General features: G+C 47.6%; 7 protein-coding genes. 5 read left to right on the top strand and 2 right to left on the bottom strand.

Features of this window, described 5'->3' with window-relative positions; genetic code table 11:
* Nucleotides 1–210: 210 nt before the first annotated feature.
* From ACHKAR_RS20120 to ACHKAR_RS20105, 4 genes are read left to right on the top strand one after another with little or no spacing between them, the layout of a single operon-like run.
* Entirely contained in the window at nt 211–3198 is a 2988-nt protein-coding gene (locus ACHKAR_RS20120; protein ID WP_159581758.1) for a SusC/RagA family TonB-linked outer membrane protein, read from the top strand.
* A 23-nt stretch (nt 3199–3221) separates the two neighbouring features.
* On the top strand, nt 3222–4784 hold the full coding sequence (locus tag ACHKAR_RS20115) for a RagB/SusD family nutrient uptake outer membrane protein (RefSeq protein WP_395419172.1): 1563 nt from the start codon (nt 3222–3224) through the stop codon (nt 4782–4784).
* Between the two features lie 7 nt (nt 4785–4791).
* Nucleotides 4792–5979: a glycoside hydrolase family 88 protein gene (locus tag ACHKAR_RS20110; RefSeq protein WP_395419171.1), complete on the top strand. Its 1188-nt coding sequence runs from the start codon at nt 4792–4794 to the stop codon at nt 5977–5979.
* The gene (locus tag ACHKAR_RS20105; RefSeq protein WP_395419170.1) at nt 5980–8400 is read left to right on the top strand and encodes a glycoside hydrolase family 2 protein; all 2421 of its coding nucleotides are present in this window, start codon (nt 5980–5982) and stop codon (nt 8398–8400) included.
* Nucleotides 8401–8487: 87 nt separating this feature from the next.
* Here the strand turns inward: ACHKAR_RS20105 and ACHKAR_RS20100 are convergent, their stop codons facing one another.
* Both ACHKAR_RS20100 and ACHKAR_RS20095 read right to left on the bottom strand, forming a co-directional pair.
* Nucleotides 8488–8901 carry a 3D domain-containing protein gene (locus ACHKAR_RS20100; RefSeq protein ID WP_395419169.1) on the bottom strand — a complete coding sequence of 138 codons (414 nt, stop codon included), beginning with the start codon at nt 8899–8901 and terminating at the stop codon, nt 8488–8490.
* A gap of 77 nt (nt 8902–8978) precedes the next feature.
* A complete protein-coding gene (locus ACHKAR_RS20095; protein WP_395419168.1) occupies nt 8979–10850 on the bottom strand; it encodes a 7TM-DISM domain-containing protein in 1872 nt (623 codons plus the stop codon).
* Between the two features lie 453 nt (nt 10851–11303).
* Between ACHKAR_RS20095 and ACHKAR_RS20090 the strand changes: the two genes are divergently transcribed.
* Nucleotides 11304–13280, top strand: coding sequence for an endo-1,4-beta-xylanase (locus tag ACHKAR_RS20090; RefSeq protein WP_395419167.1), 1977 nt, complete (start codon nt 11304–11306; stop codon nt 13278–13280).
* Nucleotides 13281–13320 lie beyond the last annotated feature (40 nt).

Here is a 13320-nt window from a genome sequence, read left to right as displayed (position 1 = left end):
ATCTTCGTTTTTAGAAGCTGAAATCACTTTTTAGGACTTCTTTATACCTACTTCTGGATTTTTGTGACCAGCCAAAGTCTTAAGATTGACCTTGAATTAACAAACGAAAATTTTGTGAAACATCGAATCAGTTTTCTTGAGGTGGCGCTAAGTCTTTTGATCGCTTTTATGGTGCTCCTGATGATATATCTAATCTAAACCAAAAAATGTATGAGAATGATTTTTACTTTGAACAAATACTATAAGACCCTGCTGTCTGTAGTATTGATGAGTGTGACATCCTGGGCGATCGCTCAGGAGCGGACAGTGAATGGTACGGTGACTTCTGCTGAAGATGGTACCGGTTTGCCGGGTGTGTCTGTGTTGATAGATGGTACCCAGAGTGGTACCATTACAGACATAGAAGGTAACTATAGTCTGACCGTACCAAATGATAATTCGTCACTGATTTTTAGCTTCATAGGATTTGAGCAGCAAAAGATCAACGTAGCCGGACGTAGTACTGTGAGTGTGGAGTTGGCCGTGGACCTGATGTCCTTGGATGAGGTGGTCGTAGTTGGATATGGCGCTGTGAGGAAGAGTGACCTTACGGGTTCGGTCTCTTCTGTCAAGGCAGCGGAGATCAATGCTTTCCCGGCACTATCTGCGGTGCAGACGCTGCAGGGGCGTGCTGCCGGAGTGCAGATCTCTTCCAATAACGGAGGTCAGCCAGGGACCAACTATAGCATCAGGGTACGGGGAGTGAGTTCTATCAACTCTTCCAGTGAGCCTATTCGCGTGGTAGATGGTTTTGTGGGCGCGGAGATGCCTCCGCCACAGGACATTGAGTCTATTGAAATACTGAAAGATGCTTCGGCTACTGCCATATACGGTTCCAGAGGATCCAATGGGGTAATACTCATCACGACCAAAAAAGGGAGCAGCGGCCAGATCAAGGTTGATTTCAACAGCTCTTATTCTTTTCAGAATACGACCAACAAGCTGGAGCTTTTGGACGGACCGGAATTCGCTTCTTACATTCAGAATTTCTCACCCAATTATGAGTATTTGGGCTCAAACACTGACTGGCAGGACGAAATCTATCGTCAGGGAATGATTGCAAACAATCAGCTGTCGGTGAGTGGTGGCACAGATAACGTGCGATACTACCTGTCAGGTACCTACTTCGATCAGGATGGTGTAGTCATTGGGTCTGAGTACAACAGATACTCGCTCAACGCCAATATGGACGTGAAGGCCAATGAATACCTCAAGTTTGGTTTGAACCTCTACGGCCGACGAAGCAAAGACATGGGGATTCGAACTCAGGAAGGCAGTGGCGGATCGGGCCAGGCCGGTGTAGTGGGTGCAGCGATGCGTTTCAACCCCGATCTGGGTATTTACAATGAAGATGGCTCCTATACGGTAGCTCAGGTGGGTGATCAGATAGACAACCCATATGCCATGGCCACAGAATATGATCGTGAGCGCATTACAGACAGATTTCAGTCTAACACTTTTGCAGAGCTGGATATCACAGAGTGGTTATCATTCAAAACCACCCTCGGTATAGGCGTGACCAACTGGCGTGATGGGGAGTTTTGGCCTACCACACTTATTCGTGGAGCAGGCTCGGATGGTCTGGCATCCATCAGTGCACAGAAACAAACTTCCCTTTTGAGTGAAAACTACTTCACCATTCACAAGGATTTTGGACAGCATCGCATCCTTTGGGTCAATGGTTATTCTTATCAGAAAAACAGCACCGAGTCATGGGGCGCTTCTTCTTCTGGCTTTATCAATAATGCCGGGCGCTTCTGGGCTTTGAATCAGGGGTCTACTCCAAGTACTCCTTCATCTGGTTATTCTCAGTCGTCCATTAAGTCCTTCTATACCCGACTGAACTATACCATCATGGATCGCTACACCTTCACCTTCACAGGCAGAAGAGACGGGGCGTCCAATTTTGCAGCCAACAAAAAATGGGGATTTTTCCCTTCAGCGGCCTTCGCCTGGGATGTCAAGGGAGAGTCTTTCCTGAAATCTGTGGATGTGATCGATCAGCTGAAAATGCGCGTGAGCTATGGTTCTGTAGGAAACCAGGCCATCGGACCTTACCAGTCGTTGGCCACCTTGTCTGTACGCAACCCACACATCGCTGGCACCAATGCGCTCGGAGTGGGGTCACTTGCCAACAATGTGTTGAGCTGGGAAACCACCGATCAGTTTGATGTCGGTGCGGATATTGGACTGGTCAAGGGCCGTGTGAATCTTACAGTGGACTACTACAACAAGCAGACTAAGGACCTTTTGTTCAACAGGCCGCTGCCTAGCTACATAGGCGTGGGCTCGCAGTGGCAAAACATTGGAGTACTGGAAAACAAAGGATTTGAATTCTCTGTGAATACTAAAAACCTGGTGGGAAAAATACAGTGGGAATCCAACTTCAATATTTCGGCTAATAGAAATAAGATAGTGGAGCTGGCAGACTCAGTGCAGATCTACGGTGCCTCACCCGGCCATATGTTGTTGGGTAGCTCACAGCTCCTGCTGGAGGGAGAGTCCATTGGTGTTTTCTACGGGTACGAGTACCAGGGAATCTATCAGAATGGTGACACCTTTTTGCCGGGTTCCGGCTTTGAGCAAGAGGCTGGCGGAGAGAAGTTTGCAGACGTGAGCGAAGATGGCGAGCTGAGCAATGATGACCGTAAAATCATCGGTAATCCTCACCCTGATTTTATCTGGGCTTTTGGCAACACCGTGAGTTACAAAAACTTTGACCTGAATGTTTTCTTTCAGGGTTCACATGGCAATGACATGCTCAGCTATACGCAAATGGAGTTGGAGACCCTTTCGGGAAAAGCCAATGCATCTAAGATTGCATTGCGAGCCTGGACACCTGAAAATCCCAACACTGACATTCCCAAAGCTTCAAGCGGCAGGACCTACAAAGTGTCTTCCCGATGGGTGTATGATGCCAGCTATGTCAGGTTGAAGAACATCGCATTGGGCTATACTTTCCCTACAGCATTGCTGAACGGATTGCACATCAGGTCATTGCGGATTTATGCCAGTGCTCAGAACCTCCTGACCATTACGGACTATCCGGGACTGGACCCTGAGGTGAACTATCAGAATAGCAGCAGAAATATTGGGCTGGATTACGCCAGTTATCCCAATGTTCGCACCTATACTTTCGGCATCAATCTGGGACTATAATGAAGGCTTTAAAACATAGAATCATGAAAAGATCATATATATTATCAGCATTTTTTGCACTGGGTATGTTGTTCGCATTTTCCTGCGACGACCTGGTGGAAGAGCCCGTGGGGCTGTTGTCTCCAGAGGGCTTTTTCAAGACACCAGCAGACGTACAGATAGGCCTCAATGGCGGCTATTCAGCCATAGAGCACGAGGCATTCTGGGGTCGTAAGCTTTTCCTCACGCTCATCCTTAGAGGGGATATGGTGAGCATTGGTGATCAGACCACTGCAGCTCGTAGAATCGAAGTGGACAAGATGAACATGAGTTCAAACAATGGAATGGTGAGTGAGTTTTGGCCGAAAGGTTATGAAGCACTAGCAGCCATTAACTATGCCCTGGAGGGTGCCAAAAGTGTGGATGCGCCCGAGGAGGAGCTCAATGCTGTGGTGGCAGAGGGTCGCTTTTTGAGGGCCTTCATCCATTATCACTTTGTGCGCTTGTTTGGAGAGATTCCTTATATAGATGTGGCTTTCTCTGATCCGGCTTTGGCGTATACACTGCCTCAAAACCCCGTGGCAGATACCTATGCTGGCATTATTGCGGATCTGGAGTTTGCCAAAGAGTGGCTGCCAGATGCACCGGCATTGCGCTCCAGACCTGGCAAGGGTACGGCAGCAGGTTTGCTGGCCTCAGTACACCTTACGTTGGAAAATTGGAACGATGCGTATGATGAAGCAAAATGGGTGATAGACAATAGCGGTTCATTTCAGTACGCACTGGAGGGTGAGTTCGCAGATTTGTTTGATCCATCTATCGGTGCACCATCTAACGAGCTTTTGTTTGAGATCGATTTTTCGGGTAACGATGCTGCCGGAGCCATTGGTGGATCCAATCCTTCCACGGATTATTTGGCGTCTGTTACAGGGCCACGTAAAGACGAGCGCTTTGGCATGGGCGAAGGCTGGAGTGTAGCAGTGCCTACCTTGGCTGTGTATGATACCTGGGATTCCAGAGACTACAGAAAAGCGGTAAGTTTTGATACCCTGATGACCTACCTTGGAGAGGATACACCATACACCGAGTGGGGAAGTATCCCATTGAATGTGGCACGTCCTCACATAGCCAAGTATTACAGATCCCTTGGAGTATCAGGCGCACCTTCGGGCCTCAATGGCCGGGATTCGGAAATTGATCAGCCTGTGATGAGGTATGCTGAAGTCTTACTGATCGCTGCAGAGGCCTTAAATGAGAAAAATTCAGGCCCCAATGCAGAAGCTGAAGGTTACGTGAATCAGGTGAGGTCCAGGGCACGAAGGGAGTTGGATGGAGATCCGAGCAATGATCGGGCATTTCCCGCTAATATCGCCTCAGGGATGAGTCAGGCGGATTTCCGCACGGCAGTACTGGAAGAGCGTCGGCTGGAGCTTGCTTTTGAAGGAGGCAGATGGTACGATATTCAGAGAAGAAAAATGGCCGAGACGGCATTTAGTGCAGGAGGACTGGAGCAGCAGGCATTTAACCCTGCGCGTGACTACTACCTGCCGAAGTATCAGAACGACGTAGATAAGAACGAAAATCTTACTCAGAACCTCAATTACTAATCGCGGAATGAATAGGATATTGTTAATGTGCGGATTGGTAGGGATGTGGATGAGTGCATGTAATCAAGGGGGTGCGCAGCCAGAGGAGACAGACGTGGAGAACACCCCAACAACAGTTAGCGATTCGGGCCTGAGTGCCCGAATCGCTAACCTGCTTGATTATCCGGCAACAGCCGGTAATTTCCCAAGAAGTCTGGAGCCCAATGGTCAAATACGTGGGGTAGCCTCACGCGACTGGACCAGTGGGTTTTACCCGGGCGTGCTTTGGTATGCCTATGAGTACACTGGTAATGAGGCTTATAAAAAGCTGGCTCAGGAATGGACGGCTCTGGTAGAAGATCAGAAAACCAATGCAGGTACCCATGATATGGGTTTCAAAATCAATTGCAGCTTTGGCAATGGCTATCGGATCACGAATGACCCAAAGTATAGGGAGATCATGGTCGAAAGTGCAAAGACCCTCAGCACCCGATTCAATCCGGTGGTGGGCTGTACCCGATCATGGGATTTCAATAAAGATGTCTGGACTTTCCCAGTCATCATCGACAACATGATGAATTTGGAACTGCTCTTTTTGGCCACAGAATTTACCGGAGACTCCAGCTATTATCGAATGGCACGTGAGCATGCCATCACCACCATGGAGAATCATTTCAGAGAGGATAACAGCTCATGGCATGTGGTGGATTATGATCCTCAGACCGGCGCAGTTCGGGGTAAGCAGACCCATCAGGGGTATTCCGATGAATCCTCGTGGGCACGCGGGCAAGCCTGGGGATTGTATGGCTATACCATGGTCTACCGTTTCACTGGGGAGGCTCAGTTTTTGGATCAGGCCCGAAAGATTTATACCTACATGATGGATCATCCCAGTCTGCCGGAAGACCTCATTCCCTACTGGGATTATAATGACCCTTCCAAGAGCAAGCCCAGAGATGTTTCTGCAGCCAGTGTGACGGCTTCAGCACTTTATGAGCTGAGTGCTTATGCGTCTGATCCGAAAATGATCGAACAGGCCGATGCCATTCTGGAAGCCCTGCAATCAGAGGTTTACCTGGAAGACGGAACCAATAATATGTTTATTCTGACACACAGTACCGGAAATATGCCCAAGGATGACGAGGTGGATGTGCCTCTCATCTATGCGGATTACTATTTTATGGAGGCGTTGCTCAGACAAAAAGAATTGAAATAGATGAAAAGACAGTTAGCAAGGCCGATAATAGGCGGGGTGTTATATTTCCTGTTGATTGGATCAGTTCTCAGCCAATCATTTTCGGATCGTAAAACCAATATCAACCAGGGCTGGTCCTACCTGGAAAATCCGGAAATGAACGTGGAAAAGGCACGAAACATGGATGGGTGGGTCTCAGTAGACCTGCCACACACCTGGAATAATCTGGATGCCACGGATCTGGACCCCGGCTACAGACGCAGTGCGAGCTGGTATCGGAAAGCCCTCAACTTCGCTCCGGAGAAAGGAAGTAGGTACTTTCTCTACTTCGAAGGGGCCAATAATGTCACGAACGTATACGTCAATGACACCAAATCTGGTGAGCATATCGGCGGATATGTGGGTTTCGAAATCGAGATCACAGGACAGCTGATCGCTGGAAAAAATGAGATACTCGTTCGGGTAGACAATGGCTATCACCCTCAGTTGATCCCGTCTCACCAATCAGACTTCTTCATTTTTGGGGGTATTACACGAGATGTTTGGCTCAAGAAAACGGCCGAATCTTATCTTCAGGATATCACCATCCAAACACCGAAGGTGAGCGCCACATCAGGTAGCACACGGATCGTTGTGGAGACTCAATCCACAGGAAGCACCAAAGGGTTGGAGGTAAAGGTGGAGGTGAAAAATCCGGCAGGGGAGATTGTATTTAGCAAACAATTGGATGTACAGGACGGACAGGCGGAGATGAGTTTCACATTGAAAGACCCTGAGCTGTGGGGGGTGAAAAACCCTGTGCTGTATACCGCTGAAGTACAGCTGCTGCGGGGCAAGAGAGTCGTTGATGCTGTGGAGGAGACCTATGGTTATCGCTGGTATGAGTTTAAGGAGCACGGCCCCTTTTTCCTCAACGGCGAGCGGTTGATTCTGAGAGGGACACACCGCCACGAGGAGTATGCCGGATATGGAGCGGCCATGCCCAATGCACTGCATCGCCAGGACATAGAAGACATTAAAGCCATGGGTGCCAATTTTGTGCGGTTGGGTCACTATCCGCAGGATCCCGAAGTTTACAAAGCTTGTGATGAGCTGGGTATTTTGGTCTGGGATGAGCTGCCATGGTGTCGGGGAGGCGTGGGTGATGAGGTTTGGAAGGAAAATACCAAAAGGATTTTGGTAGAAATGATTGATCAGAATTACAATCACCCAAGTGTGATTCTATGGTCATTGGGGAACGAGATCTACTGGCTGCCTGAGTTTGAAGATGGAGATAATCCAGAAAAGATTAATGCCTTTTTGCGGGAGCTCAATGACCTGGCCCATGCTCTTGATCCTTATCGGAAAACCGCGGTGCGCAAGTACTATGAAGGCGCCGATATTGTGGATGTTTTTAGTCCCTCCATTTGGTCGGGGTGGTACTCTGGTACCTATAAAAACTATCAGCATGCCATTGATAACTCACTGAAAAAGTATCCGCATTTTGTACACATGGAGTACGGCGGATCCAGCCACCTGGGCAGGCACACCGAAAGTCCGGTGACCGGGGATGGGCTGATCAATGCCAACGAATGGGAGGAGCCCATCAATCAGGTGCAGATTGCTAACATCGCTCAAAATGGCGACTGGAGTGAAAACTACATTGTAGACTTGTTTGATTGGCACCTGAGGGTATCTGAGACGCACCCTGATTTTGCGGGTAATGCACAATGGGCCTTTCGAGATTTTGGTACCCCCTTGCGACCGGAAAATGACATCCCCTATATCAATCAAAAAGGGTTGGTGGATCGGGCAGGCAATCCCAAGGATGCCTACTATGTCTTTAAAAGCTACTGGTCGGAGGAGCCTTTTGCCTACATAGAATCTCACACCTGGACAGAGCGATCCGGCCCGGCGGGAGTGGCGCGCAATATCAGTGTTTTTAGCAACGCCGATAGCGTGGAACTCTTCATCAGGGGGCAGAGCCTGGGAATGAAAACACGTGATATCACGCAGTTTCCCGCTTGTGGACTCAACTGGGACGTGTTGTTCCCTGCGGGTGATAGCGAGTTTAGGGCTGTGACTTACATTGGCGGCAAATCGGTTGCCGAAGATACCCTCACCGTAAATTATACTTATGAGAAGTCGGGCATTCCGGAGGCTCTGGAGTTGTCATATAAGCTTTTAGAAAATGGGAATTACCTGATCACAGCCACGGCGGTAGACAGTAAGCAGGGCAGGTGCCTGGATTACGAAGAAAGGGTCTATTTTCAATGCCTGACAGGAGGCACGTTGGTAGAACATATGGGCACACCCACCGGTAGTTCTTCTATCAAAATGGCGAATGGAAAAGCGGCCATTGAAGTGATGCCAGGGAAGGACACCAGGGAGTTTATTATGACAGTGCTCAATCAAAATTTTAAAGGCACTTTTCTCAAGGTACCCATTAATGTGACCCCTTAATCTTTGAGTTTTTCATCCTCTTCATAGTTGGTGCCCCGGTTGTTACAGCCGGGGCATTTTTTTGAGAAGTGGTGGGGTGATTTTGGATTACTTCACTTCGTAGAAAATCTTCACCGGACGTACCCCCCAGATGAGGGCCTTTTGGATGTCCTCCCCCATGTAGATGTCAATTTTTTGGGTCCACCGGGGGTGCATTTTGTCTTTGACCAGAAAGACCCCTTCCATTCCCTCAATTTTCACCCGGGTATTGTGGGTGAGCCCCAGCGCAATCAAATCCCTGGATACGGCGATCGCCTTCATTCCTGGCACCAGCTGATCTCCCCAGGCCGCTGTGGTGGCATCGTTGGGCTTTGTCTGCGCCGTTACCGAATTATAGGCAGATGCCTTCACCTCCAGCGTGTCCCATCTGGGTGGCTGTGCCATCACATAGACCGATGACAGTAGCGCGAAACTCAGGAATAACCAGAGATGGAATCTGTGGAATGGTGTAATTAAAGTCATAGAAGTGCAAACGTACTTCGTCCGTTGGAATTATTTCATGACTCCAAAATAATGAGTGATCAAAGTCTTAGTCGTACTTATTCCAGGGAGATCAGCGTAAGGGTGTCCCAACCACTCAAGTCCTTATGATGATCGGACTTTTCGATGGCAGTCAATATCTTCTGCTTGAACGCCCAGCAGGTTTCCCGTCTCAGTTCCAAAAGCTCGGAGAGTTCGTTCAGGGTATAGTCCGCATCTTTCCTGTTGATCAGATAGACCATATAGAAGGCTTTTTCTATCGGAAATTTGAGTTTGTGAAACAGTGTGAACGTGGTAGGGGACTCGTCATAGTTGCAGTTTTTACAACGCCTGCCGAATGGGATTCTACCTTCACCATGTTTGTTGTAGCCACATTTTTTACACTTAAACCCATCCTTCCATTTGATCTCTGAGAGAAATTTGAAGCACTCTATTTTGTCAGAAAAGATCTTTTTGAATTCCTCAAAATCCACGCCCTTCATCAATACCCGCGCACGGCTTACTTCATCTATATCAGTTTTAAGTTTTTTGTTGTCTCTGCTCAGTAGTTGATTCATTTCTGAGACTTGGGCATTGAGATCCTCCAGCCGGATATTATTGGCTTCCAGTAGCTCATTTTTTTCGGCCAGGTCTTCCAGCAGATCTTCAATTTTCCTGGTGCGTTCTGCCACCTTCGCCTCCAGGCGAGTGTTCAGTTCATCTTTTACCCGGTTATGCTCCTGCAGGATAAGAATTCGCTCCTTGTTCGCTCGTTCATTTTGTCTTCTCAGCGAAACAATCTGGCTGATGATCGAGAGGGAGAAAAACGAAACCTCCAGAAAAATTCCAGCATTGAAGAGGTACCAGTTGATGACCAGGTTGCTGATAATAGTGATGTCACTGGCATAAACCTGCACGAAAGATAGAAAAAGACACAGGAAGGCAATATTGCTGAGCCATAAGAACTGATTTCTTCTGATCTGTGCGATCAAACCAGCCACAAAAGGTACTCCGAGTATTCCAAGACTTAGAATGAACCCAAGGTCTGATGAAATGGGAGTTACTATTTCTTCGTAAAATGAAATGCAAAACTTAAGGCCGATGGCCGTCCATGTGAGTAGCCTGATTCGGTGATAGTCGCCGGTGTTATTTAGGAATTTGCTGGAAAAAGCGAGTGTACTAATGATGAGGAGGAGTTCGGCTATTCGCTGCTTCGCAAAGTAGTTCAATGCCGGAAAGGTGGGCCAGAGAAACTGAAATCCAAGCCCATCTCGGCTAAAGGAATACCATATGGTAGCCGCTATGAGTAGCGAGAAATATACATAAAGTTTATCGCGAAGCTTTACCGTGAGGTAAAGGCTAAAGAACATGATGATGAAAAGAAATCCATAATACAGTCCTAGAAAAAGGTATTCATTGAGTGCATGAAAAATGAATGCCTCATTGGTTCTGATGTGAAAGGAGAATTGGAGAGGATATGACCTTTTTATTTTGATGAAGTAGGTCTTGGTTTCTCCCGGGTGCACATCCAGAAGGAAGGTGAAGTTTTTGTGAAAGATGGGCCGCGTATTGAAAGGGAGATCATAGCCCATTTCGCGCACCTGAAAATTCCCACTATCCGTCGGGATGAAAAAACTGATTTCATCAATGTCAAATCCCCAAGATTCGAAATACCAGCTTTCGTTGAGATCAGACCTTTCATTTTTCACTGTAAGTCTCAGCCAGAGGTAATCATCCAGATGATCAGGCACCACATCGGCTCTTAGGATTGGCTGAAAAATTTCTGGTCGTGTAGATAGATCGGTGACGGAAAAGTGTTGTGTACTATCAATCAGATAGTCCATGTGTTCCTGCACCACATAGTGTTCCTGTTCGTCTGTCAAATAGACCAGGGTCTGCGCATGGAGGCTACCCAATACAAAAACCATCACCAGATAGAAGGTACTTCTCATTCATTTGCATGTTTAGGTTGCTGCATACTAGCCAGAAGCATTATATGCAATGTGTAAAGGGCGGTGAATTCCGGAGCAACTGGTTCCAAAATGGAGGATCGTCCGGTTTGTCAAATATGCAATAAACAATCGGTTGAAAACAGGATTTTTGAAAAATTGATAATTATAACTACCTATCAATCAATTATTTGCATTAAGCGCAATAAAAAAAACCAAAGTGCGGCTCCCGGCGATCGATTGTGAGAAGAGCAGAAGTGGCCTTTTCTTGCTGAGAGAGGCATTTGGTTAGGCGAATGATGCCTCCTGTCTGAAAATGAAAACGTTTCCATTAATCGTAAAAATTGATCTAAATATCTGATTATAAGGGAATTGTATTCTTGTGTGTTTTTTGATCCTAATCAGTGGTGTCCTTATCATTGGATTACATTTTTTAACCAACAACCACAATTCAACATGAAGAAAGTCAACTTACAAATCAATTTATTAGTATCAATGGCACTCTTGCTGGTGTCTGCATTACAGGTTCCTGCGATTGCCCAAATGGCATCTGGTGAGCCCAAATTTGTAGGCAATATTTTCCGCAGTGAAGTGCCTGCAAGTTTCAATACTTATTGGAATCAGATTACTCCCGAGAACTCAGGGAAATGGGAGACCGTGGAAGGTGTGAGAGACGTGATGAACTGGACCGATCTGGATCTGGCCTACAATCATGCGCAGGCCAATGGCTTTATCTTTAAGCAACACACCTTTGTGTGGGGCATGCAAGAGCCTTCCTGGATTGCCGGTTTAACGCCTGCCGAACAGGCCGCCGAGGTAGAAGAGTGGATACAGGCTTATGCCGCTCGCTATCCCAATACGGATATGATTGATGTGGTCAATGAGCCACTCCATGTGATTCCTTCCTTTTCCAATGCGATTGGCGGAAGTGGATCTACAGGATGGGATTGGGTAGTATGGTCCTTCCAGAAGGCCAGACAGTATTGCCCGAATGCACAGCTTATCCTCAATGACTATGGCATTCTTGGCAAGCGCAAGGCCACTGGTGACTATATCAAGATCATCAATATTCTGAAAGCCCAAAATCTGATCGATGGGATAGGAGTGCAGGCTCACGGATTGGAGTTTGGCCAAAATAGTGCCATCCTCAGTAGCCTGAATGATTTGGCCGCTACCGGACTACCTATTTATATCTCTGAGCTGGAGCTGGACTTTGCAGATGACAATGAGCAGTTGAGCAGATACCAAAGCCTGTTTCCTTTGCTATATGAGCACCCGGGAGTGGCAGGAGTAACCTTGTGGGGCTACATAGCAGGTCAGCATTGGAAACCAAATGCGTATTTGCTGGGAGAGGTTAATTCATTGGGCAGCAACACAGTTTCCACCACTTTTCAGGACTATACATTTACAGGCTCAGGAGACATACAGGTACACCTGACCAATGATGATGTAGATAATACCAACGATCTGGAAGTCGATTATGTGATTTTGGATGGGGTCACGTATCAGGCTGAAGACATGGAAATAAACACTGGTGTATGGCAGGACAACTCATGTGGAGGTTCATTTAGCCAGGTTATGAATTGCAATGGTTACATCCAATTTCCAGGTGCTACCCAGAACGTAACTGTGAGAGCCCGTGGAGTGAATGGAACCGAAAGTATGGAGGTTCAGGCAGTGGATATGAGCGTGGAACGACCGGCCCTGCAATGGCTCGTCAATGATTATTTTGGCAGTGGCAGCGGTGGAGGCACCGGTGGCAGTGGGGTAGCTGCTGAAGCAGAAGATGGAGTGCTGAGTGGAACCGCTGTGGCCACTACCCGATCGGGATATAGCGGCACCGGATATGTCACCGGTTTTGATAATGCAGGGGATGATGTTGTGATTACCGTTAATCTCAGTCAGGCAGGTAACTTCCCTCTGGATCTCACCTATGCTGCAGATGGTACTGTGAAGCTATCTGTTGCCGTGAATGGCGCATTAATTCGCAAGAATTTTGCGTTTGCTTCTTCCAGCTCATTTACCACCACAGGCTTTACCGCGGACTTCACTGCGGGTACCAACACCATTCGGGTGTATGTAGACAATGGTCCGTCCGGAGGGCCTTTGGACTTGGATAAAATCAAAGTGCAGGACGGATCTACAGGAGCCAGAACTGCTCCGCAAAAGTCCATTGTGAAAAGTGATGCGAGCTTTAGTGTATTCCCGAATCCTTCTCCTGATGGCAGATTCTCGCTGCGGTTGCCAGATGCTCAAACCAGCCAGCCATTGGACATGACGATCTACAGCCTTCAGGGGAAAATAGTGTACAGCGAAAAACTGGATGCCTCCCTACTTACCACAGAGGTAAATGCGTCCTTGCCAAAGGGTATGTACCTTCTGAGATTGAGAAATTCAGAGATCAAGTACGAATCCAAATTATTGGTTAAGTAAAAAGTGCCCGGCTCATGCTCCCTGGAGTAATGAGCCGGGT

Source organism: Marinoscillum luteum (assembly GCF_044005705.1).
Taxonomy (GTDB): domain Bacteria; phylum Bacteroidota; class Bacteroidia; order Cytophagales; family Cyclobacteriaceae; genus Marinoscillum; species Marinoscillum luteum.
This window is presented reverse-complemented; position numbering and strand designations above follow the sequence as displayed.